The sequence below is a fragment of the Amycolatopsis sp. FDAARGOS 1241 genome, assembly GCF_016889705.1.
Lineage (GTDB): Bacteria > Actinomycetota > Actinomycetes > Mycobacteriales > Pseudonocardiaceae > Amycolatopsis.
The window spans coordinates 8317082-8340244 of record NZ_CP069526.1 but is presented as its reverse complement, the minus strand read 5'-3'; the positions used below and the strand labels follow the sequence as shown (position 1 = coordinate 8340244).

The 23163-nt window shown below is 71.3% G+C and carries 23 protein-coding genes; 18 read left to right on the top strand and 5 right to left on the bottom strand.

Annotated features, from left to right (window positions below; all coding sequences use genetic code 11):
• Positions 1 to 30 precede the first annotated feature (30 nt).
• From I6J71_RS40440 to I6J71_RS40425, 4 genes are all read left to right on the top strand, one after another.
• Positions 31 to 2070: a type VII secretion-associated protein gene (locus I6J71_RS40440; protein WP_239154188.1), complete on the top strand. Its 2040-nt coding sequence runs from the start codon at positions 31 to 33 to the stop codon at positions 2068 to 2070.
• 10 nt (positions 2071 to 2080) lie between these two features.
• Positions 2081 to 2428: a hypothetical protein gene (locus I6J71_RS40435; protein WP_204091678.1), complete on the top strand. Its 348-nt coding sequence runs from the start codon at positions 2081 to 2083 to the stop codon at positions 2426 to 2428.
• A gap of 219 nt (positions 2429 to 2647) precedes the next feature.
• A complete protein-coding gene (locus I6J71_RS40430; protein ID WP_204091677.1) occupies positions 2648 to 2974 on the top strand; it encodes a WXG100 family type VII secretion target in 327 nt (108 codons plus the stop codon).
• 55 nt (positions 2975 to 3029) lie between these two features.
• Entirely contained in the window at positions 3030 to 3320 is a 291-nt protein-coding gene (locus I6J71_RS40425) for a WXG100 family type VII secretion target (RefSeq protein ID WP_204091676.1), read from the top strand.
• Positions 3321 to 3406: 86 nt separating this feature from the next.
• Here I6J71_RS40425 and I6J71_RS40420 read toward each other — a convergent pair whose 3' ends face one another.
• Together I6J71_RS40420 and I6J71_RS40415 are read right to left on the bottom strand one after the other, a co-directional pair.
• Positions 3407 to 4078, bottom strand: a complete 672-nt coding sequence (locus I6J71_RS40420) for a DUF4333 domain-containing protein (protein WP_204091675.1) — start codon at positions 4076 to 4078, stop codon at positions 3407 to 3409.
• A gap of 22 nt (positions 4079 to 4100) precedes the next feature.
• Positions 4101 to 4988: a hypothetical protein gene (locus I6J71_RS40415; protein ID WP_204091674.1), complete on the bottom strand. Its 888-nt coding sequence runs from the start codon at positions 4986 to 4988 to the stop codon at positions 4101 to 4103.
• A 245-nt stretch (positions 4989 to 5233) separates the two neighbouring features.
• Between I6J71_RS40415 and rplM the strand changes: the two genes are divergently transcribed.
• From rplM to I6J71_RS40370, 9 genes are all read left to right on the top strand, one after another.
• Positions 5234 to 5686 (top strand): 50S ribosomal protein L13, encoded by a 453-nt coding sequence (gene rplM, locus I6J71_RS40410; RefSeq protein ID WP_204091673.1) that lies wholly within the window; start codon positions 5234 to 5236, stop codon positions 5684 to 5686.
• Between the two features lie 14 nt (positions 5687 to 5700).
• Entirely contained in the window at positions 5701 to 6192 is a 492-nt protein-coding gene (gene rpsI / locus I6J71_RS40405; RefSeq protein ID WP_204091672.1) for a 30S ribosomal protein S9, read from the top strand.
• Between the two features lie 591 nt (positions 6193 to 6783).
• Entirely contained in the window at positions 6784 to 8121 is a 1338-nt protein-coding gene (glmM, locus tag I6J71_RS40400; protein ID WP_204091671.1) for a phosphoglucosamine mutase, read from the top strand.
• A gap of 134 nt (positions 8122 to 8255) precedes the next feature.
• Positions 8256 to 8567, top strand: coding sequence for a hypothetical protein (locus I6J71_RS40395; protein ID WP_204091670.1), 312 nt, complete (start codon positions 8256 to 8258; stop codon positions 8565 to 8567).
• Positions 8564 to 11131, top strand: coding sequence for a hypothetical protein (locus I6J71_RS40390; protein ID WP_204091669.1), 2568 nt, complete (start codon positions 8564 to 8566; stop codon positions 11129 to 11131). Before I6J71_RS40395 ends, I6J71_RS40390 begins: the two co-directional genes overlap by 4 nt.
• A 24-nt stretch (positions 11132 to 11155) precedes the next feature.
• Complete coding sequence (locus I6J71_RS40385) at positions 11156 to 11611, top strand: hypothetical protein (protein ID WP_204091668.1); 456 nt, start codon at positions 11156 to 11158, stop codon at positions 11609 to 11611.
• A gap of 112 nt (positions 11612 to 11723) precedes the next feature.
• Positions 11724 to 12023, top strand: a complete 300-nt coding sequence (locus I6J71_RS40380) for a hypothetical protein (protein ID WP_204091667.1) — start codon at positions 11724 to 11726, stop codon at positions 12021 to 12023.
• Entirely contained in the window at positions 12020 to 13267 is a 1248-nt protein-coding gene (locus I6J71_RS40375; protein ID WP_204091666.1) for a hypothetical protein, read from the top strand. The genes I6J71_RS40380 and I6J71_RS40375 overlap by 4 nt, the downstream gene beginning before the upstream one ends.
• Positions 13264 to 13638, top strand: coding sequence for a hypothetical protein (locus I6J71_RS40370; protein ID WP_204091665.1), 375 nt, complete (start codon positions 13264 to 13266; stop codon positions 13636 to 13638). Before I6J71_RS40375 ends, I6J71_RS40370 begins: the two co-directional genes overlap by 4 nt.
• On the opposite strand, the gene I6J71_RS40365 is transcribed toward I6J71_RS40370, so the two are convergent.
• Positions 13635 to 14465, bottom strand: coding sequence for a dienelactone hydrolase family protein (locus tag I6J71_RS40365; protein ID WP_204091664.1), 831 nt, complete (start codon positions 14463 to 14465; stop codon positions 13635 to 13637). The two genes, I6J71_RS40370 and I6J71_RS40365, sit on opposite strands and share 4 nt — an antisense overlap.
• Positions 14466 to 15119: 654 nt before the next feature.
• On the opposite strand from I6J71_RS40365, the gene glmS reads away from it, so the two are divergent.
• Together glmS and I6J71_RS40355 are read left to right on the top strand one after the other, a co-directional pair.
• Positions 15120 to 16982 carry a glutamine--fructose-6-phosphate transaminase (isomerizing) gene (gene glmS / locus I6J71_RS40360; protein ID WP_204091663.1) on the top strand — a complete coding sequence of 621 codons (1863 nt, stop codon included), beginning with the start codon at positions 15120 to 15122 and terminating at the stop codon, positions 16980 to 16982.
• Positions 16983 to 16994: 12 nt separating this feature from the next.
• Positions 16995 to 18443: an NAD(P)H-hydrate dehydratase gene (locus I6J71_RS40355; protein ID WP_204091662.1), complete on the top strand. Its 1449-nt coding sequence runs from the start codon at positions 16995 to 16997 to the stop codon at positions 18441 to 18443.
• A gap of 36 nt (positions 18444 to 18479) precedes the next feature.
• On the opposite strand, the gene I6J71_RS51455 is transcribed toward I6J71_RS40355, so the two are convergent.
• Positions 18480 to 18824, bottom strand: coding sequence for a transposase (locus tag I6J71_RS51455; RefSeq protein WP_370542250.1), 345 nt, complete (start codon positions 18822 to 18824; stop codon positions 18480 to 18482).
• 105 nt (positions 18825 to 18929) lie between these two features.
• On the bottom strand, positions 18930 to 19655 hold the full coding sequence (locus tag I6J71_RS40345; protein ID WP_204091660.1) for a class I SAM-dependent methyltransferase: 726 nt from the start codon (positions 19653 to 19655) through the stop codon (positions 18930 to 18932).
• A 146-nt stretch (positions 19656 to 19801) separates the two neighbouring features.
• On the opposite strand from I6J71_RS40345, the gene I6J71_RS40340 reads away from it, so the two are divergent.
• From I6J71_RS40340 to I6J71_RS40330, 3 genes are read left to right on the top strand one after another with little or no spacing between them, the layout of a single operon-like run.
• Positions 19802 to 20605 carry a DeoR/GlpR family DNA-binding transcription regulator gene (locus I6J71_RS40340; RefSeq protein WP_204091659.1) on the top strand — a complete coding sequence of 268 codons (804 nt, stop codon included), beginning with the start codon at positions 19802 to 19804 and terminating at the stop codon, positions 20603 to 20605.
• Complete coding sequence (xylB, locus tag I6J71_RS40335; protein ID WP_204091658.1) at positions 20595 to 22034, top strand: xylulokinase; 1440 nt, start codon at positions 20595 to 20597, stop codon at positions 22032 to 22034. The genes I6J71_RS40340 and xylB overlap by 11 nt, the downstream gene beginning before the upstream one ends.
• Positions 22035 to 22037: 3 nt before the next feature.
• Complete coding sequence (locus I6J71_RS40330; protein ID WP_204091657.1) at positions 22038 to 23138, top strand: ABC transporter ATP-binding protein; 1101 nt, start codon at positions 22038 to 22040, stop codon at positions 23136 to 23138.
• The last annotated feature ends 25 nt before the right edge of the window (positions 23139 to 23163 follow it).

Sequence of the window (23163 nt, the reverse complement as noted above, 5' to 3'; positions counted from 1 at the left end):
AGGAGCTGACGCGGCGGGTGGAGGTGCCGGGTGACGCTGCGGGTCGCGGTGGACTTCGGCACCTCCAGCACCTGCGTCGTCGCCTCCGTCAACGGCCGCGAGCCGCAGGTCGTGGTCGTCGACGGCCAGCCGTTGATGTCGTCGGCGGTCTACGCGGCCGCCGACGGCACCCTGTTCGTCGGGCAGGAGGCTGAGCGGCAGGCGGCCGTCGACCCGTCGCGCTACGAGCCGAACCCGAAGCGGCGGATCGACGAGGGTGAACTGCTGCTCGGCGATTCCGTGCTGCGGGTCACCGACGTCATCCACGCCGTGCTCGCCCGCGCGGTCGGTGAGGCCCGGCGCCTCGCGGCCGACGCGGAGGCCGACCTGCTCGTGCTCACGCACCCCGCCGACTGGGGCGCGATCCGCACCCGGCTGCTCCGGCAGGCGGCGGGGGGGCTGGCGCGCAAGGTCGCGCTCGTGCCCGAACCGGTGGCCGCGGCCGTCTACCACGCGGCGACGTTCACTCCCGTCCCCCAGCCGGACGGCCGGACTGTCGAGTTCAGCGGTCGGCCCGGCGACGCGCTCGCGGTGCTCGACCTCGGCGGCGGCACGGTCGACGTCAGCGTCGTGCAGAGGTTGCCGGAAGGCGCTTCCGCGCCCGGCCGGCCCCCGCAGCGCGGCGGGTTCCAGGTGCTGGCCACGCGCGGTGACCCGGGTTTCGGTGGTGCGGACGTCGATCAGGCACTGCTGGACCACATCGGCTCGCTGGTCTCGGACGCGGACCCGCAGGCGTGGCGGCAGCTCGTCACGGGCCACGAACTCACCGACCGGCGCCGCCGCCGCGTGCTGCGGCAGGACGTGCGCGGCGCGAAGGAGACGTTGTCGCGCCACACTTACACGGACGTGCCGATGCCGCCGCCGTTCACCGACGCGCACGTGACGCGCGACGACCTCGAGAAGCTGATCGCGGCGCCGCTCGGGCGCACGGTGGAACTCACGAGCGCCGCGATCGCCGACGCCGGGCTGCGCCCCAAGCAGCTCACGGCGATCTTCCTTGTCGGCGGGTCCAGCCGGATTCCGATGATCTCGCGGCTGGTGCACGAGCGCACCGGCGTCGTGCCCACGAGCCTCGACCAGCCGGAGACAGTGGTGGCGCGCGGTGCACTGCGGGCGGTGCTCGTGGACCCCGACCGCACCGGGGCCTTGCCGGGTGCTTCGGCGGCGCGGTTCGCCGGCCCGCCGGCCGCCCCGCTGCCGGAGCGGCGCACCGATGTCGTGCGCCCGCGGGAGCTGCAGCGCGCCGAGGGCGATGCCCGGGCGGAGTTGCTCTCACGCCAGGCCGCACCTCGGCCGACGTCGCCGAACCCGCCGTCGGGACCGTTGCCCGCCGGGCGGCCCACGCCGGGGCGCGGGTTTTCCGGACCACCGCCGGGTGGTCCGGCCCTGGCCGGACCTGCACCGGTCCGCGCCGGTGGTCCCAGCGGTCCCGGAGTGCCGCCCGCCGGGGCGTGGTCGTCGGACGGAGCTTCCGGCAAGTCCCGGAAGCGGCTCGCGTGGGGGATCGTCGCGATCGCGGTGGTGGTCGCGATCGTCGCGGCTGTGGTGGTGTTCTTCGTTGTGAACCAGCGGAGTGACGAACCGCAGGCCCAGCAGGGCAAGACGTTCGTCCAGTACGACTTCAGCCTCGTCGCGCCCGCCGACTGGGTCCAGACCTCCGACCAGGTCGCCGACCGGCAGGTGATCCTGCACCCGCAGGACGTCGTAGAAGGCAACGACCTCCTGGTCGCGCAGGAGTACGTGATGGACTACGACGCGACGGCCGATCGGGCACAACTCGTGGACACTTTGCGTTCGCAGGCCGAGGGAAACGCGAACTACAGCGCGTTCGACCCGGACCTGACGTACGGTGGCCGCACCGTGATCGGGTACCACCAGCGCAAGAGCGACCAGCTCACCGTGAACTGGTTCGTGGTGGTGCGAGGCCGGATCCGGGTGCACGTCGGGTGCCAGTACGAGGCCCCCGCGTTGCGGCAGCGCGTCGACACGGCCTGCGAGCAGGTCGTGCGGACGCTGAAGATCACCAGCTGAAGGAGTGCCCGTGCGGTCGGAACCCGAGTCAGCCGCGGCGGCGTTCACCAGGGTGGGGCAGGACGCGGTCACGTACGCGCGCCGGGTCGCGGGCACCGCGCTCGCCCGGACCGAGCACCACCGCGAGGAGAACCGGGAACTGCTGAAGGCCTACGGCCGCCACCGGTCGGCGGGCGGCGGGGAGGTGACCCCCAGCGCGCTGCGCGGCGCGGCCCAGCGGTTCCGCACGGCCTGCGGCCTGCCGGTGCCCGTCGAAGATCCAGCGCGGTCCGGACCAGTGGTTCCGCCGGCGCGACCTCAGACGAGTGATGACGAAGAGGACTTTTCGCAGTTGCGAATCTTGAACCGGCCCACCTGAAAGTCCTTCGAGGTGGGTTCAGCGCCAGGTCAGCTGTGCTTTCCGGACCCGCTGCGCGGCCGTCGGCGAGGGCGGTTCCCCGGCCTGACGTTAGCTAACGCAAACACCTTGGGAAATCTCGCACCGGGTGTGAACCGAACCTGGCACTGTCTTCGTCGTAGGATTGTACGGCGCACATGAGCCCAGTGCTCACAACGACCAATGAAGGGGGTAGCTCCCATGGCTGGCGGCTTTACGGGAGATCCGGCGGAGCTCACCAAGGCTTCAAAGCAGGTTCACGACAACGTTCAGCAGCTCAACGGCCACAAGCAGCAGCTGCTGGCCAAAATGGAGTCGACCCGCAGCCTCTGGCAGGGCGACGCGGCGCGGACGTTCAACGAAATCATGACCGAGTTCGACCAGGACTTCAAGAAGGTCAACGATGCGCTCGCCGACATCGCCGACCGCTTGGACAAGGCTGGCAGCGCGTACAGCCAGAACCAGGACGAGACGAACTCCCGCGTGAAGAGCCTCGGCAGCTCCGGCATCAGCAGCGTTCTCGGCTGACAATTCTGACCCAAGACTTTCACCATTCGCCAAACCACTCGAAAAGGAGTGAACGATGTCTGACGGCCGCATTGTCGTCGATTATGGGACCATCGACCAGGCCGGCGCCGACTGCGGTGCCGCCAAGCAGTCCCTGCAGCAGGAGCACGACCAGCTTCAGAGCTACCTGTCCCCGCTGATGAACGAGTGGACGGGTGACGCACAGGACCAGTGGAAGCAGCTCCAGGACAAGTGGTACCAGAGCTACATGCAGCTCGAGGACTTCCTGGAGAAGATGTCCAAGGCTCTGCCGGAGGTCGCTGACGAACTGCGCGCGGGCGACAAGAGCGTTCAGAACCTCTTCTGATCCCGCTTTCCGCAATCGCCGGTCCGCGTTCACCGCGGACCGGCGATTGTTCTTTTTAGACCTTGCCGGCTCCGGTCCGGATTTCGTCAGCGGGGCGCGCCGACCGCGTATTCCGGTTTGTCGTTGAGCACCCGCACGGTCACCTTTCGAGTGTGGCCGCCGAGTTGCACAGTGCAGTCGAAAGTGGTGCCGTTCACCGCCGGTTCACCGGAAGGGCAGACCACGTTCTTCGCGTCCGGCTCCCCGTAGTTCTCCGCGAGCACACGAGCCACGCCGTCTTGCAATGATTTCCGGTCCAAAGTGTCCCCTCGGAACGCGCCGAACAGCCACGCCGCACCGGCTCCGATGACCACGACCACCACCACCGCGCCGCCGATCACCCACGGCCGCCGCGACTTCGGCGCCTTCTTCACCGCCTCGGCGGAGAACGCGCCGAGGCCGCCGTAGGCCGACGGCTGGAAACCACCGCCGTACGGCGGATTCCGGTGCTGCGGCGCCCCTCCCGGCACGTGCTGTGAGGCATACGGCTGCGCCTGCGGGCCGGTGTAGGGCTGCGCGGGATACGGCTGCGGGCCGGTGTGCGGCGCGCCGGGATAGGGCTGTCCACCTGCATCCGGCGTCGGCGTGACCGGCGGCTGACCGTTCTGCTGCGGTCGGTACTGCCGGCCACCGGCCTCCCACGCGCCGGTGTTCCCCGGCCGGGTCCCGTGCCCGGACGGGGGCGGCCACTGCTGCGGCTGCTCGGGCGGCTGCGTCATCGGAGGTCCCCTCGGGTGTTCATCAGCTGCCCTGCAGTTGGGCGAGCCGTCGGTAGAAGTCCTGCTTCGCGTTGTCATCAGGCAGGTTCGTGACCTGGCTCGGGTCCGGCAGCTTCGGCATGTCCGCGGCCGTCGCCTTGCCGGTGAAGCGGAAGTCGTAGCGCAGCTCGAGGTTGTGGCCGTCGCCGGAGAACTCGGCGGCCATCGTGAAGTAGTCGAGTGATCCGTCCGGCTTGATCTTGATCGTCGTCGGGATCACGGCCTTCTTCAGCTGGGGCCCGACTTCCGCGACCAGGTCGGGCGGCAGCAGTTCCACGCGCTTGTCGAGGAACTGCGAGAAGGGGACGTTCACGGTCAGCTCGACCGACCCGTCAGGCGTGCTCTTGGCGCCGAGCACCGCCTTCTTGTCAGCCTGGTAGGAGCCGTCGACCGCCTGGGCCATCTTGCAGACGCTGAGCACGCCGCCCCAGACGCAGGGCTGCACCAGGCCGGCGTCGGGCTTCGGCATCGACACCCACGACGTCGGCTCGAGCGACTTGTACTCGGGGCCGAGGTAGAGGTACTCCAGCGTCCCGTCCGCGGGGGTGAAGGTGTCGATGATCTCGTCGGGGTTGCGCTGCGAGCGGTTGTGCACCACACGACTCTCGGGACTGCCGGCGCGGGCCGAGGTGATCGTGTTCTTGAGCGACTTCTCGTCGAAGCGGAAGTACGCGTCGAAGGAGTTGGTGACGTCGCGCGCGGCGAGGATCGAGTCCTCCAGCTTCGGCATGGCCTTCTCGAACTTGGCGCCGACGTACGCGGACACCTGGTCGCCGTCGGGCAGGGCCGTGCCGGCGCGGGCGTGGCCGCAGGCGGTCGCGAGCAGCACGGCGCCCAGGACCAGAGCGGCCCTCGCTGTCCGTTTCGTCATCGTGGTCCCCCGGGTCTCGTGCCGTCGGCGCGGATCTTCTCATCTCGGCGTGTCGCGCGGGGGCGGTTCGAACTCGTCGCCCGGTAGGATGACCGCGGGCCCGGACCCGTGATCACGGCTCGGACCACCCCCGCTGCACGGGTCGCGTGAGCAGGGGGGTATCTTCATATGTCGTTGTGCGTTGCGGCGCGTCAGCGCTAGGCCCGCACAGAACCCACACGCAATGTTGACGACGAGGTAGACCCTTGCCCACGTACAGCCCCAAGCCCGGCGACGTCACTCGTGCCTGGCACGTGATCGACGCCGAGGATGTCGTGCTCGGCCGGCTCGCGACCGAGGTCGCCACGCTGCTGCGCGGCAAGCACAAGCCGACCTACGCCCCGCACGTGGACACCGGTGACTTCGTCATCATCGTCAACGCCGAGAAGGTCGCGCTCACCGGCAACAAGCGCGACCAGAAGTTCGCGTACCGCCACAGCGGCTACCCCGGTGGTCTGCGCAAGCGCTCCTTCGGCGAGCTGCTCGACACCAAGCCCGAGCACCTGGTCGAGAAGGTCGTCAAGGGCATGCTGCCGAAGAACAAGCTCGGCCGCGCCATGGCCAAGAAGCTGAAGGTGTACGCCGGCCCGCAGCACCCGCACGCCGCGCAGCAGCCGCAGGCGCGCGAGATCACCAAGATCGCGCAGGTCGCGCAGTGAGTGAGGAACAGTCTGTGACCAGCACCGAGACCGAGGTCGTCGCCTCGACGGAGACCCCTGAGGGCGAGGCCGTCGCGACCAGCGAGTCGCCCGCCGCCCCGCGTCCGTCGCGCGCCGCGGGTGGCAACGCCCAGACCGTCGGCCGTCGCAAGGAAGCCGTGGTCCGCGTCCGCGTCGTCCCCGGTACCGGTGAGTTCAAGCTCAACGGCCGCACCCTCGAGGAGTACTTCCCGAACAAGGTGCACCAGCAGCTCATCCGCGAGCCGCTGGTCACGGTCGACAAGCCGGACTCCTTCGACATCTTCGCCAACCTGAAGGGCGGCGGGATTTCGGGTCAGGCCGGCGCGCTGCGTCTCGCCATCGCCCGTGCGCTGGTCGAGGTGGATGGCGACGACCGCCCGGCCCTCAAGAAGGCCGGCTTCCTGACCCGTGACGCGCGCGCCACGGAGCGGAAGAAGTACGGCCTCAAGAAGGCCCGCAAGGCTCCGCAGTACAGCAAGCGCTGATTCGTTTTCGTTCGTGAAGAGAGCCCTGCTCGCGCCTGGCGGCGCCTCGCAGGGCTCTCTTCACGACCACATTGGGGGTCGACCTCCCAACCCTCGCCAGGGGCAAGCCTGCTGGACCTGCAGGTGGGTTGCGTTGGCTTGTTCGGTTACTTGGTTGTCAGGTAAGCCCTGCTGGTGCCGATGACGCGTGGCGGGACTTGCTTCGTCGATGGCGCCCAGGGCGGTCCGGCTCCGGGCGCGTCGTGCGTCGGTTTGGCTGAGTAGCTGACGATGCTTTCGTCCTCGAGTGGATCTTGGTCGTGCCTGTAGGCACGGAGCCGGGTTCACGCCGGGAGTTCGTGGGGTGCGTACCTCCAAGCCCCAGTTGGGGCAACCTCAGGAGCGTCCATCCGTCCATCGGATGGGCGCTTTCGCGTTTTCCGGCGGGTTCTGCCGGTCATTCCCTTTCGGGACCACTCGCGTCCCATCTGCCCCAGAGTGATGCGTTTCGCGTCCCACCTGCGACTTCACAGGGGTAGGGGGCAGGGGCACGGACCGATCGCGGCCGCCGCTAGGTTGTCGTGGTCGATCGAGACCTTGGAGGTCGTGGAGATGGCTCGCCTGTTCGGCACCGACGGGGTTCGTGGTCTGGCCAATGCCGAGCTGACCCCGGAGCTGGCGCTGTCCGTCGCGGCGAGCGCCGCGCGGGTGCTGGCCGCGCACGACCGCTCGCACCGCCCGGTGGCGGTGGTCGGCCGCGACCCGCGGGCCAGTGGCGAGATGCTGGAGGCCGCCGTGGTCGCGGGCCTCGCGTCCGCCGGCGCCGACGTGCTGCGCCTGGGTGTGCTGCCGACACCCGGCGTTGCGTACCTCGTGGGCGCGCTGGAGGCCGATCTGGGCGTGATGATCTCCGCCTCGCACAACCCGATGCCCGACAACGGCATCAAGCTCTTCGCCGCGGGCGGGCACAAGCTGCCCGACAGCATCGAGGACGAGATCGAGGCCGGCCTGGCCGGCGCCGGCGTCGTCCGCCCCACCGGCTCGGGCGTCGGCCGCGTCTCCGACGTCACCGACGCGCTGGACCGCTACGTCGAGCACCTCGTCTCGGCCACGCCGCACCGGCTCAACGGCCTGAAAGTCGTGGTCGACTGCGCGAACGGCGCGTCGTCCGTCGCCGCGCCCGAGGCCTATCGTCGCGCCGGTGCCGACGTCGTCGCCCTCCACGCGGAGCCGGACGGCATCAACATCAACGAGCACTGCGGCTCGAACCACCCCGACCTGCTGCGCGCCGCCGTCGTCGAGCACGGCGCCGACCTGGGCATCGCCCACGACGGCGACGCCGACCGCTGCGTCGCGGTCGACTCCTCCGGCGAGCTCGTGGACGGCGATCAGATCATGGCCGTGCTGGCGCTGGCGCTCGCCGAAGAGGGCGAACTCGTGAAGGACACGCTGGTCGCCACCGTGATGAGCAACCTGGGCCTGCACCTCGCGATGAAGGCCCACGGCATCACGGTCGTCACCACGTCCGTCGGCGACCGCTACGTGCTCGAAGAGCTGCGCGCCTCCGGCCTCGCCCTGGGGGGCGAGCAGTCGGGCCACGTGGTCCTGCCCGCCCACGCCACCACCGGCGACGGCCTGCTGACCGCCCTGCGCCTCATGGCCCGCATGGCCGCCACCGGCAAGCACCTGTCCGAGCTCGCGTCGGTCATGAACCGCCTGCCCCAGGTCCTGGTCAACGTGCCCGTCGCGGACAAAGCGGCCGTCGCCTCCTCCACGGAAGTCCGCAACGCCGTCGGCGAGGTCGAAGCCGAACTGGGCGAGGAAGGCCGCGTCCTCCTGCGCCCGTCCGGCACCGAACAGCTCGTGCGCGTCATGGTCGAAGCCCCGGCCCACTCCACGGCCCAAGCCGCAGCCGACCGCCTGGCCGGCGTCGTGTCGGCGGTCTCCTGAACGTCCTCGATTACCCGATTCACTGCGCCCGTCGTCACAGCCCGGGTACATTCCGTGTGCGGGTGTGATGGCACCGAGGGCGGATTTCGTGCGTCCTAGAGTGCTGTACACGGGTGCTCCAGGGAGGGCGAGCGATGGCGGGCGGCCACAAGGTCGATACTGAGGCGTTGACCAGAGCGGCGAAAGCGCTGAGCGAAATGCCGCGGAACACGGTGCAGCAGCCCCTCGCGGCGGTCAAGGACGTTCAGCTCGTGGCCGGTGACTTCGGCGAATCGCACGGGATGAACTTCGGCCCGTATCACACGGGTGTCCTCCGGCTGGCCGGCATGGTCGACGCGTACCTCAAGGCTTCCGATGCCTTCGCGCAGAAGCTCAAGGCTGCCGGCGGCCACTACCAGGCCGGCCAGGCAGCCTCGGGCGCCACCTTGAAGGAGGCCGGCAAGTGAGCGCGAGCGCCGGAGACGACGTCCCGACCAAGCAGGAAATCGAGCAAATCCTCTACGACCCGCAGCTGGCCAAGACCCAGGCGGGATCGGACTTGGCGTGGAAGTACCTGCGGTACGTCGACGACGAGGATCCGACCCAGTACGGCTTCAAGGATCGCGCGGAGTTCGAGCAGTGGCGCGACAAGGTCAAGCGCGACCTGGCGCTGAGCAATGACCCGCCCGAGGACCTCGAGTACGGCGAGGACGACGTCTACGACTCGTACTCACACGCCAAGGACATCTACGACCAGAGCCAGGCGAACGCCCGCGCGGCCGACAAGAAGGCGGCCGACGACGCCAAGGGGAAGCTCGACGAGCAGGCGGGCAGGGCGTCGAAGACGAACGCCGGCGCGAACACCTCCGACGAGATCCTCAACCTCGGGCTTCCGGGGATGAAGACGTTCGACATCTGGGTGCCGCTGTTCAACCGGGCGGTCGCGGTCGTCGGCACCTACCAGCCTGCGGACAAGGACGATCTCTACAAGCGCTACGACGAGCAGCGGAAGATCCCGTTCACCAAGTTCATGACCGGCGCCGACGAGTTCAGGGCACTGAGCGGGGCCGTCGTCAACGCGTCGACCGACGTCGAAGGCCAGCTCTCGACCAACCTCGCCGACTGGCAGGGCGACGCCGCCGACCAAGCTGACAACTTCCGCAAGAACTACACAGCCGGCGCGAAGGTCGTGTCCGATGCCGGGACGAACGCGGCCGAGGCGATGAAATCCGCGTGCGGTGCGGTCGGGAAAGCGTGCCGGGACAAGGCGAACTGGGTGATCAAGTACCGGGTGGACTCGCTCGGCCCGGTCACCGCCCAGGACCTCGACCGCATCATCCGCATCGCCGAGCTGCGCAGCAACGCGAGCCAGGACGACTTCAAGCACTGCGCGAAGTTCCTGGACCAGCAGTCACAGGACATGATCAAAGAGGACGACTGCGATCTCGACGACGACACGGTCAACCACATCGTCGACCAATGCAGCGTGTACCTGAAGGACAACTTCGGGAAGTTCTTCGACGGCTACGTCCGCGATTTCAAGACGATGTGCAGCAACACGCACGACGCGGTCGACGGCGCGTGGCGCGCGCTCACCGACTTCTTCGCCCAGCTGCCGCAGGACCCGTTCTCGAACGTCGACCAGGCCGCACCGCCGGACCCCGGCAACACGAAACCGTCGAGCAGCAGCAGCAGCGGTGGTGGTGGCGGTAGCAGCGGGGTGCCGTCCGGCGGCGGGGGCGGCGGGGGCGGCGGCGGTGCGCCGTCGATACCGCACGTCGAGTTGCCCAAGACCCCCCAGACGCCGGGTGCCCTGAACCCGGTCACGCATCAGCCGCTTGAGACGGATCCCGAAACGGGCAAGCCGTACCCGATCGACCCGCACACCGGCCGGCCGATCAAGACGGCCGAACCGGAGACGATGACCGTCCAGCAGGGCGATCACAAGATCGCGATGACCGAGCCGGGGTCCGACGGCTGCATGGGCATCACGGTCGACGACGGCACCGGGCACCCCAAGCAGTACCAGCTCGACTTCGACGATCCGAAGGACGCCGCCGCGGCCGCGCCCGGCCAGCCCGGGCAGAGTGACGAGGCCGCTCAGCCCGGTCACCCGGGCCAACCCGCTCCGGCGGGCGGCGGCCAGGCGTCCGGCTTCGGGCCCCAGGGCCACAGCGGGGGCCAGGCCACCGATCCGTCGCCCAAGACGTACGAACCCGGCCCCGATGGCAAGATCCACATCGAGGACGGCGGTCTCAAGATCACCGCAGAGCGTCCGTCGGGTCCCGATGGCCCGACGGTCGTAACCGTCGACGACGGCAGCGGTGACCCCGTCAAGTACACCCTCGGTGACGACGGCAAGCCGGACGCGCTCGCGGGGCTCGGCCAAGGTGGCACCGCGGCCCAGAACGGCCAGGGTGGGTTGCCCGACGTGCCGGGCTACGCGGCGGACGGGTCGCACACCGGTGACCTCGGCTCGCCCGGGCGCACGGGAGGTACGGGCGGCGGCCTCGGCGGCCAGGACTCGCCGGTGTCCGCGAACGGCCACGAAGCCGCTCAGCAGCCCGTTCCCGCGCATGCCGCGGACGCGGGTCCCCAGCACCTCGCCGGCCTACCGCAGCCGGATGGGTTCACGGCCGACGCGACCGGCCATCCTGGCTCTGAGGCTCCCGCCGACGACTCGACGACGGCTCAGTCGCTGACCGATCCGCTCGACAGCCACAGCACCGCCGGTGCACACCACGCCGACGCACTCGGCACGACTCCCGACGCGGCCCCGCCGCTGGGCGGTGGGGCGGCGGAACCGTCGGCGTCGCAGCTGGGCACTGCGCCGACTCCGGCCGACCATCTGGCCCAGCAGCCCGCTTCGATGGGGATGATGGGCGGTGCCGTGGGTGGCGCGGGCGGTGGCGGTCACGACCAGGCGCGGTCGTCGAGCGCGTTCCGCGTCGACCGCGGCTTGTTCGAGTCGTCGAAGTCCGGCAACCGGATCAGCGGTTCGCTCGACGACGACCGGGTGATGGGCAGCTAGCAGGGCGTCCGGAAGGGGAGATCGATGGGTTCACAGGACGCGCTGGCCGCGATGCGCGCCAAGCTGGCGACACTGGATGCCGAGAGCACCGCTCGCGCGGCTCTGCTCGATCTCAGCCGCGCTGACGCGGTAGCGGAGAGCAAGGAGAAACTCGAGAAGCAGGGGAAGATCCAGGGCGAAGTGTTCGTCCGCCTGCAGGAACGCAACCGGCGGGCGAAGGCTGCCGGTGGCTGGGCAACGGAGAAGACCGTCGGCGACCGGTACGACGACGAGGGCGATTTCGGGTTCGAAGAGGACGAGACCGCGAACGAGCGGCGGGCCGGTTTCCGCACCGCCGAGGAGTCGGGGCTCACGACCGGCCGGCGGTCGGCCCCTGATCCCGCGCCTGCGCCCGCCGAGCCGGCGGGGCGGCACCGGAGGGCGGCGCACGCGGCCGACGACGACGGCGACTTCGCCGACACCAACTGGCTCGCGACCTGATCGCGTCGCCGGTGTTGTTCTGCCGGGCTCGTTCACTCGGTAGATTTCCCAGGAGGGCACCGGACGCCGCCCGGGTGCGTCGGACGGGGGTGAGCGGAGTGAGGAGCGGGTGATGCCTGAGGGCGGCCACCGGTCGGACACCGAGGTGATGCGGTCGGCGCGGGGTGCGCTCGAAGCTGCGGCGGGGGAGGTCGCCGGGGTGGCGACGCAGGTCACTGCGGCGGATTTCGGGCGGGTGCACGGCGGGGCGTTCGCCGCGTACCGCAGTGGGTTCGGTGTGCTGAGCGACGCCATGCGGGCGTATGCGGGGGAGCTCACGGCGTTCGGCGGGTCCCTCGACGTGGCGGCGGGGCACTACGCGGACCTGGAGGCCGACCACGTCGACCGGATCAGGAAGACGGGGGACCGATGACCGAGCCGGACGTCGACGCGTGGCGGGGCCCCGCGGAGGTGGGGACGTCCGACGAGGTGCTCGCGCTCGCGGCGCCGGCGCTGGACTTCTTCGCGCAGTGGGCCGAGGTCTGGAACGCGCGGCCGGGTGCGGCGCGGATCGACGTGGAGCACGACGTCCGGGAGAAGTTCCGGGAGAGCGCCGGCCTCGATTTCCGCAAGTTCCTCGCCGACGCCGACGCGCTGGCTCGTGCGCACGAGACCGTCACGGCGGCCCGCGCCGACGCGGACGGCGCCGTGGCCAGGCTGTTCCGCTACTGGGAGAGTGCCGCGGCCTCGGCCGCGAAGGCGTCGTTCGACCGCATCCGGCCCGACGCCCTCGCCGACCAGCTCGACGGCGCTGCCCGGCTCATCTCCGAGACGATGACGCACGTCTTCACCGTGCTGAAGTCCGAAGTGGACGAAGCGCTGAAGCTGCGTGTCGACGAGGTTGCGGGGGCACCGCTCGCCGTCGCGCAGCGGGTGGTGCACATCGCGCAGGGCGAGGCGCTGGCGCAGGACGAGCTCCTGGACCTGGCGCGCTGGCTCGACGGTGCCGCGCCCGGCAACGACCTCCACGACCGGCTGCGCGACTGCGAGCCCGGTGACCACGACTACGCCGTGCGCGCGGCCCGGCAGTGGCTCGACGGTCCTTTCGCGACGGAGTTCGGCGGCCGGTACACGGCGTTCCGCGACCTCTGCGCCACGGCGACTTCGGCCATCGACACCCACTTCCAAACGCTCAACCGGTTTATGACGAGCTTCGGTCCGGTGCGGACGTCCACAGTGGAGCCCGCGGTGGACACACCCGCGATGGGCCTGCCCATGATCGAACTGCCGGCGATCGACCTCCCCGGGGCGGGCGAGCTCGACCCCGGATCGGGTGCCAGCTCGGGGGGCCTGGACGACTCGACAACCGCATCGTCCTTTTCGGACATCGGCGAGCACGTCCTCGACGCGCCCGAGCACCACCCGGCCGACAACGAACTCGGCACCGCGCCGGGCGGCGACATCACGTTCGACCCGCTCGGCAGCGGCTCCGAAGCGATTCCCGAGGACATGAACGGCTTCGGCGGCCTGGGCGTGCTCGGCGCGATGGGCGGCCTCGGCGCTGCGCCGGACCAGCAGCGCAGCGCCGCCCGCCTCGGCTCGGACGTCTTCGACACGCGTGGCTCCGGCGGCCGCATCTCGGGTTCCCTGGACGACCCGCCCGGCGGCGGGCGGTGAGCGACGCCGCGGATCGCCTCGCCGCGGCCCGCGCCGCCCAGGACGCCGCCACCCGCGAACACCAGGACCGCCGCGCGTTGCGTGACCGGCAAGTCGCCACCGCCACGTCGGCCGCCGGCAGCGCGCTCCAGCGCGACGCCGCCACCCACGGCCGCTACCTCACGCGCGCGCAGGACCTGCACCGACGACACCGCGAAACCGGCGGCTGGCTCACCGAACGCACCATCACCGACCGCGACCGCACCATCGACCTGGCGCTGCCGGCCGACCTACCCGCCGACGAACCGCTCCCGCCGCTGCCCGGCCGCGACGAGCGCCCGGAATCCTTCGACGACCACGACTTCTCGAACAACAGGTGGATGGTCGACTAGGCCGCCGGCTCGTCCGTCAGCTCGATCGGCGCCCGCTTGACGTCCGCGTCGAGCAGCGGCAGGTACTTGTCCGTGCCCGTCAGGTGGGTCAGGAAGAACGCCGTGAACAGCGCGCGTGTGAGCTGCTGCGTGCGGCGCTGCGGCTTGCCCTGCAGGAGGAGCTGGCTCCAGTGCCGCCCCTCGGTGACGGCGAGGTGCGACGACTTGCCCAGCGTGCGCAGCTGCACGGGCCCCGCCCAAGCCGACGCGATGGCCTCGGCGTGGGCGACGGCCGGGGCGACCAGGTCTTCCTCCGCGGCGAGGTGCAGACCGGGGGCGGTGATGAGCTGCGCGGCCGCGGAGGCCGAGGGGAATGTCTGGGCCGCGGTGATCGTCGCGACGGCGCGGACGCGCGGACGCGCGGTGTCGTCGCTCGCGGCGGCCTGGGCGGCCGCGAGCACGGCGGAGCCGCCACCGGTGGAGTGGCCGGCGAGGCCGAGCTTTTCGGGGTCGACGCTGATGCCGTCGGGGCCGAGGCGGACCGTCGTGACGACGTCGAGGGTCGTCAGCAGATCGCCGGCCAGCAGCCGGTGCGACGGGAACGGCCCGCCTTGGGTCGCCGGCGCCGCCGCGACGATGCCCCAGCTCGCCAGGTGGTGCAGCAGGTGCCGGTACCGCGCGGCCGGCTGCAACCACCCGTGCCCGAACGCGACCGCCGGCAGCCCCAGCCCGCGCCGGGGCGTGAACACGACCCCCGGCAGCCCGACCAGGGCGAGGTTGCCGCGCAGGACCTCGTGGGGCCCCGGGTGTGACAGCTCCGCGAGCAGTTGCTTGGGCTTGCTGGCCATGCGCGTGACCTTACTGCCTGTGCCCGGCCCCGGCCCGTCCGCCGCTCCGGGCGCCCGGCTCCGCTTGTGGTGGACGTGTGGCGGTTGTGTGGAGGCGGGTGGCGGGCGACCTGCGGGCGTGTGGCGGGCGGGTGGTGAGCGTGTAGCGAGCGTGTTTGTAGCGAGCAGGTGGTGAGCGTGTGGCGGGCAACGTCGCAGCTATCCACAACTCGCGAGTCGTGTGGACAACTTCGCCGACGGCCCGATCTTGTCGGTGGCTGCCGATAAAATGGAACTGGGACGCCCCCCTGGAGGAGCGCGGGGGCTGTGTTCGCGGGGGCTGTGTTCGCGGGGGCTGTGTTCGCGGGGGCTGTGTTCGCGGGGGCTGTGTTCGCGGGGGCTGTGGCCAAAGCCCATCACCGCCCACCCCATGCCGACGGTCCGCGGAGCCACTGCCGGCCGAGCCCGCCCACGCCCGTCGAGCGCGGCAAACCCGCTGTCCACCCCAGCCGTGCCCCGATCCCGGGCACCCCAGCCGCGGCCCCTCGTCATCACTCGGCAGAATCCACCCCGTTGCGGGCCGTCACCGCGGCGTCGCCCCTGGTCAAGCGGGCTGAAATGCCCCGGGAAGGTACCGGAGTAGGGGACTGGACATCCCTCGTTAGGCTTGTTCGCGTGTGTGGAATCGTGGGATATGTCGGACACCGGCCGGCTCTGGACGTGGTCCTGGGTGGGCTCCGGCGGATGGAGTACCGCGGCTACGACTCGGCCGGGGTGGCGGTGCTGGACGGCGCCGGTGCCCTGAACGTCGAGCGCAAGGCCGGGCGCCTCGCCAACCTGGAGGCGCAGCTCGACGCAGTGGGCAGGGACGCGTTCGCCGGCACGGCGGGCATGGGCCACACCCGCTGGGCGACGCACGGCGCGCCCGTGGACCGCAACTCGCACCCGCACCGGGACGCCACCGGCCGGGTCGCGGTGGTGCACAACGGGATCATCGAGAATTTCGCCGCGCTGCGCGCCGAGCTGGAAGCCGACGGCGTGGAGATGGCGAGCGACACCGACACGGAGACCGCGGCGCACCTCGTGGCCCGCGCGTACACCAGCGGTGAGACCCAGGGCGACCTGCCCGCCAGCGTCGCGGCCGTGTGCCGGCGGCTGGAGGGCGCGTTCACGCTCGTGGTGACGCACGCCGACCAGCCCGACACGATCGTGGCCGCGCGCCGGTCGTCGCCGCTGGTGGTGGGCGTGGGCGAGGGTGAGACGTTCGTCGCGTCCGACGTGGCGGCGTTCATCGAGCACACGCGCGAGGCCGTCGAGCTGGGGCAGGACCAGCTGGTGGTCATCACCCGCGACGGCTACGAGGTCACCGACTTCCACGGCGACGCCGCGCAGGCCAAGCCGTTCACCGTCGACTGGGACCTGTCGGCCGCCGAGAAGGGCGGCCACGAGTACTTCATGCTCAAGGAGATCGACGAGCAGCCCGAGGCGCTGGCCAACACGCTGCGCGGCCACTTCGAGGCCGGCCGGATCATCCTCGACGAGCAGCGCATCTCCGACCAGGACCTGCGCGACGTCGACAAGGTCTTCGTCGTCGCCTGCGGGTCGGCGTACCACTCGGGCCTGGTCGCCAAGTACGCGATCGAGCACTGGTGCCGCCTGCCGGTGGAGGTCGAGCTGGCGTCGGAGTTCCGCTACCGCGACCCGGTGCTCGACCGCGACACGCTCGTCGTCGCCGTCTCGCAGTCCGGCGAGACCGCCGACACCCTGGAAGCCGTCCGCCACGCGCGCGAGCAGAAGGCCCGCGTCCTGGCCGTCTGCAACACCAACGGCGCCCAGATCCCCCGCGAGTCCGACGCCGTGCTGTACACGCACGCCGGCCCGGAGATCGGCGTCGCGTCGACGAAGGCGTTCCTCGCGCAGATCGCCGCCAACTACCTCGTGGGCCTCGCGCTCGCGCAGGCTCGGGGCACCAAGTACCCCGACGAGGTCGCCCGCGAGTTCGCGGAGCTCGAGGCCATGCCGGCCGCCGTGCAGAAGGTGCTGTCCACTGTGGACCAGACGCGCGACGTCGCGCGCCGCATCGCCGATTCGCGCGCCGTGCTGTTCCTCGGTCGCCACGTCGGGTTCCCGGTGGCGCTCGAAGGCGCATTGAAGCTCAAGGAACTCGCGTACATGCACGCCGAGGGCTTCGCCGCCGGCGAGCTGAAGCACGGGCCGATCGCGCTGATCGAAGAGGGCCTGCCGGTCGTCGTCGTGATGCCCTCGCCGAAGGGCCGCGCGGTGCTGCACTCGAAGCTGGTGTCCAACATCAGCGAGATCCAGGCCCGCGGCGCCCGCACGATCGTGATCGCCGAGGAGGGTGACGAGACCGTGCGCCCGTTCGCCGACGAGCTGATCGAGATCCCGGCCGTGCCGACGCTGCTGCAACCGCTGGTGTCCACCGTGCCGCTGCAGGTGCTGGCCGCCGAGATCGCCCGCTCCCGCGGGTACGACGTCGACAAGCCGCGTAACCTGGCGAAGTCCGTCACCGTCGAGTAAGCGAGGCCCGCCGTGCAGGGAATCTGGACCACGGAACGGATTCGCGAGGCGGAGGGCAAGCTGTTCGCCGTCACGCCCGAAGGCGAGCTGATGCGCCGGGCGTCGTTCGGCCTGGCCACGCACGTCGCGGAGCTGCTGGCCGAACGCACCGGCGGCGTCGCCGGCCGGCGGGTGGTCCTGCTCGTCGGCTCGGGCGACAACGGCGGCGACGCGCTGTGGGCGGGCGCCTTCCTGCGCCGGCGCGGCGTGGCCGTCACCGCCGTGTTGCTGAAGCCGGAGAAGGCACACGCCAAGGGATTGGCTGCGCTCAAACGATCCGGTGGCCGCACCGCGTCCGTCGAGGACGGTCCACAGTGGATCGCCAAGGCCGACGTGGTGGTCGACGGCATCGTCGGCATCTCCGGCACGGGAGCGCTGCGGCCCGGCGCGGCCGCCCTCGTCGACCACGTGCGGGCGCCGATCGTCGCCGTCGACCTGCCCAGCGGCGTCGACCCGGACACGGGCGCGGCCGACGGCCCGCACGTGACAGCCACGCTCACCGTCACCTTCGGCGCGCCCAAGCCCGTCCACGCGCTGGCCCCGCAGCAGTGCGGTGAGATCGTGCTCGTCGACATCGGCCTGCGGCCCGAGCTCGGCGACCCCGACCTGCTCCGCCTCGAACCGGCCGACCTCGGTGAGCTCTGGCCCGTCCCCGGCCCCGACGACGACAAGTACACGCAGGGCGTGGTCGGCATCGCCGCCGGTTCCGCGACGTACCCGGGCGCAGCCGTGCTCGCGTCGGGTTCCGCGGTCCACGCCACCGCCGGCATGGTCCGCTACGCCGGCCCCGCGGCTGACGTCGTGCGGGCGCGCTGGCCCGAGATCGTCGCGACGGGTTCGGTCACCGACGCCGGTCGCGTGCAGGCCTGGGTCGTCGGCCCGGGCATCGGCACCGGCTCCGACGGTCGCGACGTGCTGCGCCACATCCTCGGCCAGGGCGTGCCCGTCTGCGCCGACGCCGACGCCACCACGATCATCGCCCAGCACCCCGACGTCCTCGACGCGCGCGACCCCGAGACCCCGCTGGTCCTCACGCCCCACGCCGGCGAGTACGAACGCCTGATGGGCAGCCGCCCCGGCGCCGACCGCGTGAAGGCGGCCCGCACCGCCGCCTCGAAGTACGACGCCGTCGTGCTGCTCAAGGGCCACTGCACCGTCATCGCCGCACCCGACGGGCGCGTCGCCGTCAACACTCCCCGCGGCTCGTGGCTCGCGACGGCCGGTTCCGGCGACGTCCTCACCGGCCTGATCGGGTCGCTGCTGGCCGCCGGGCTCGACCCGTGGCTCGCGGCCGCCGCGGGCGCGCAGCTGCACTCGCTCGCGGGATCACTGGCGGCCGAAGGCGTGCCGACATCCGCGTCCGGCCTGGTCGACGCCATTCCGGAGGCGATCAGGGCCGTCCGCGCCGCCGCGCTCGGCTAGCCTAGCGCGTGTCTGACAAAGTCCTGGTCCAGGTGATCACGGCGTGGAGGACGACCGCGGAGCGCGATCGAACCCGGGTGGGCGACGGCGCGCGAGCCTCGGCGTGTGCGGTGCCCAACCTGATCGGCAGGTGCGGGGATCACGGCGGTGTGCCGCGGGCGCGCAGGTGCCTGCCGATCGCTCGTGAGGAGTAGGCCTTGTCGCCTCGGACGCAGTCGGCCGGGTGCGGGCCCGACCACGGTGCCAGGTCCAGATCGTCGGCCACGGACCGAACAACTCCGGCACATCCGGCCACGCGATCCCGCACTGATAGCGGCAGACGCTCCCTTCCACCATCGCCCGCGCATCCGAATACAGACGCCCCGCCTTACCGGTACGCACTGGCAGCAGGTCCTCGGTCAACGCGCACCGCTATCCGACAGTAAGTGAACCGCGACACGACAGGCAGCATCCCGGCCTTTGCACACGACGTTGGTCATACACCGCCTAGCGCGCCCGCTCGGCGACGAACACGTACTCCTTCCCCGGCCGGTCGGGCGCTTCGCGTACGTCCCGCACGCGGAAGCCGTGGGTGAGCAGGTCCTTCTCGACTTCGGCGCGCTCGCGGAACCGCAGGGTCGACTCCGAAGTGACCACCGAACCGTCGGACAGGAACCGGTAGGTGAAGTGGAAGGTGACGAGCGGCAGGTGCACCCCGGTGACCTCCAGCCGCTGCTCGACCAGCCCGGTGCCCGGCACGTCGAGGACGACCGGAGCGGCGGCCGCCCAGTCGACCCACGCGCGGCGCTCGGGACGGCGGGTCTCGAACACGAGGTGGCCGCCCGGGCGCAGCGCGGCCCGGAGGCCGTCGAGGGTGCGGGCCCAGTCGCCGTCCGTGAGGAACACCTGCGCGACGTTCCCGGTCATCACCGCGAGGTCGGCCGCGAGGTCCGGGAGGGTCGTCGCATCGCCGTGCAGCCACCGCACCCGGTCGGCGCCGGCCCTGGCCTTCGCGACCTCGAGCGACGCCTCGGCCGGGTCGGCGCCCACCACGGTGCGGCCGCTCGCGGCGAGCAGCAGCGCGAGGCTGCCGGTGCCGCAGCCGAGGTCGACCACCCGCTCGGCGCGCAGTTCATCGGCGATCCCGAGGTAGGCGGCCAGGTCGTCACGAGGACCGTCGAACGCGTCGTAGACGGCGGCCAGGCGGGGGTCGGTGAAGATCGCGTCGGGCATCCGGGAACCGTAGCCGGGTAGGGAAGCTGCAGACAGAGTTATCGAGTTACGTGTTAACTCTCGCGAGAAAATCTGGTAAGAACGCAGTGTGAGCACTGGCGCCCCTGATCAGGTGACCCCCAACCGGGTCGCGGCGGGGGTATGCCGTGCCTAAGACCCGGCCGTCGGACGCGGCGGTCGAGCAGCGGCGGCAGGACATCCTCGACCACGTCATCGAGCGCGGCGAGGTGCGCATCGACGACCTCACCGCCCGCTTCGGCGTGAGCCTCATGACGATGCACCGCGATCTCGACGACCTGGCCGAGCGCCGGCTCCTGCGCAAGCTGCGCGGCAAGGTCGAGGCCTACCCGGCGCTGACGATGGAGACGGCCAGCCGGTTCACGCTCCACTCCGCGGAGAAGGTCGCGCTCGCCGAGGCGGCCGTCAAGCACGTCGAACCCGGCCAGACGGTGTTCGTCGACGACTCCACCACGCTGTTCCCACTGGTCGAGCGGCTCGCGGAGATCCCGGGACTCACCGTCATCACCAACTCCCTGCGCGCCGCCCGGCTCCTGGGCACCGGTGTCGATGTCGTGGTCGCCGGTGGTCGCTACGACGCCGAGTACGACTCCTGCTCCGGCCCGGACGTGCTGGCGCTGCTCGACCGGACCCGCGCCGACGTCGCGTTCGTGTCCGTGAGCGCCGTCGCGGTCGGCCGGCTGTTCCACCCCGTGCGGGACTACGCCGAGCTCAAGAAGGCTGTGCTGCGCGCGGCGAACCGCAACGTGCTCGTGCTCGACCACTCGAAGTTCGGCCGCACCGCGACCTACGCGCACGGCGACGTCGGCGACTACGACCTGCTGATCACCAGCGAGGCCACCCCCACCGAGGAGATCGAGGCCGCGCTCAACGCCGGCACGGCCGTGGAGACCGTGGAACACGTCGAGGAGGGGCAGCCGTATGACAGCTGAGCTGGTGGCCGGGATCGACTCGTCGACCCAGTCGACGAAGGTCGTGGTGTGCGACGCGCGCACGGGCGAAGTCGTGCGCACCGGCCGCGCGCCGCACCCCGAGGGCACGGAGGTGGACCCCGCGGCCTGGTGGCAGGCGTTCGGCGAGGCGACCGACGGTGTGCTCGACGGCGTGCGGGCCGTCGGCATCGGCGGGCAGCAGCACGGCATGGTCACCGTCGACGAGGCCGGCGAGGTGGTTCGTCCCGCCCTGCTCTGGAACGACACGCGTTCCGCGCAAGCCGCCCAGGACCTCACCGAGGAACTGGGCGGCGCCGGTGTCTGGGCCAAATCCGTCGGCTCGGTGCCGGTCGCGAGCTTCACCGTCACCAAGCTGCGCTGGCTCGCCGAGCATGAGCCCGCCAACGCCGACCGCGTCGCGCGCGTCCTGCTGCCGCACGACTGGCTCACCTGGCGCCTGCTCGGCAAGCCGGAGACGGCCGTGACCGACCGCGGCGACGCGTCCGGCACCGGCTACTTCTCGCCGACGGAGAACGCCTACCGCCTCGACGTGCTGGCCCACGCGTTCGGTGGCCGCACGCCCGAGGTGCCGACCGTGCTCGGCCCCGCGGACGTCGCCGGCCACACCGACAAGGGTGTGGTGGTTTCCGCGGGCACGGGCGACAACATGGCCGCCGCGCTGGCCCTGGAGCTGGCGCCCGGCGACGCCGTGATCTCCATCGGCACCAGCGGCACCGTCTTCGGAGTGGCCGAGACCGGCTCCGCCGACGCGACCGGCCTCGTCGCCGGGTTCGCCGACGCTACGGGCAAGTTCCTGCCGCTCACCGCCGCGCTGAACGCGGCACGGGTACTCACCGCCGGTGCCGCGCTGCTCGGCGTCGAACTGTCCGAGTTCGACCGCCTCGCGCTCGCCGCCGAGCCGGGCGCGGGCGGGCTGACTTTGCTGCCGTACCTCGACGGCGAGCGCACCCCGAACCTGCCGGGTGCCACGGGCTCGCTCCACGGCCTGACCAGGGCGAACATGACACCCGAAAACCTCGCGCGGGCCACCGTCGAGGGCATGGTCTGCGGCCTGGCCGCCGGCCTCGACGCCGTGCGCGCACAGGGGCTGGACGTGCGTCGCGTGCTGCTGATCGGCGGCGGCGCGCAGTCCGCGGCCGTGCGGGCCGTCGCGCCGATCGTGCTCGGGGTGCCCGTGGTGATCCCCGAGGCCGGCGAGTACGTCGCGCTCGGCGCCGCGCGCCAGGCCGCGTGGGCGCTGGCCGGCACCGCCGAAGCGCCCGCGTGGGTGAGCGAAGGACCTGGCAACCGGCTCGTGCTGGACGAGCCGGCCGGGGCGCAGCGCGCCGCGGGCAAGGAGATCCAGCGCCGCCACCTCGAGGTACGCGAAGCAGCGCATCACGTTCCCGCGAAATTCGGAGAGGACTGACCCATGGCCACCATCACCTACGACAAGGCGACCCGGCGCTACCCCGGCACCGAGCGGCCCGCCGTCGACGCGCTCGACCTGGAGATCGCCGACGGCGAATTCCTCGTGCTGGTCGGCCCGTCGGGCTCCGGCAAGTCGACCGCGCTGCGCATGCTCGCGGGCCTCGAGGACGTCGACGAGGGCTCGATCTGGATCGGCGACCGCGACGTGACGCAGCTGCCGCCGCGTTCGCGCGACATCGCGATGGTGTTCCAGAACTACGCGCTGTACCCGCACATGACCGTCGCGCAGAACATGGGCTTCGCGCTGAAGATCGCGGGCCGTCCGGCGTCGGAGATCAAGCAGAAGGTGCTCGAAGCCGCGAAGCTGCTGGACATCGAGCAGTACCTCGACCGCAAGCCGAAGGCGCTGTCCGGTGGTCAGCGCCAGCGCGTCGCCATGGGCCGCGCGATCGTGCGCGAGCCGCAGGTGTTCCTCATGGACGAGCCGCTGTCCAACCTGGACGCGAAGCTGCGCGTGTCCACGCGTACGCAGATCGCCGCGCTGCAGCGCCGCCTCGGCGTCACCACCGTGTACGTCACGCACGACCAGGTCGAGGCCATGACGATGGGCGACCGCGTGGCCGTGCTCTCCGACGGCCTGCTGCAGCAGTGCGACACCCCGCGCGCCCTGTACGACCACCCGGCCAACGTGTTCGTGGCCGGCTTCATCGGCTCGCCCGCCATGAACCTCGTCTCGGCGAAGCTCACCGCCGACGGCGCCGAAGTCGGCGGCGCGAGCGTCCCGCTCACGTCGGCGATCCGTTCGGCCGCCGACGGGGACACCGTGACGCTGGGCTTCCGGCCCGAGTCGCTGGAGGTCACCACCGACACCGCCGGAACCCTCCCCATCAAGGTCGACCTCGTGGAGGAGCTGGGCTCCGACGCGTTCGTCTACGGCAAGCTCGCGGGCGCCGTCGACGTCGCGGCCGAGGGCTCCTCGAAGAACGTGGTCGTGCGCGTCGACCCGCGCGCGACCCCGGCCATGGGCGACACGCTGCACCTGCGGATCCGGCCCGACGAGCTGCACGTGTTCTCCGGCACCACCGGGCTGCGCCTGCCCTGACGGGTTCGCATGGGAAACTGGCAGC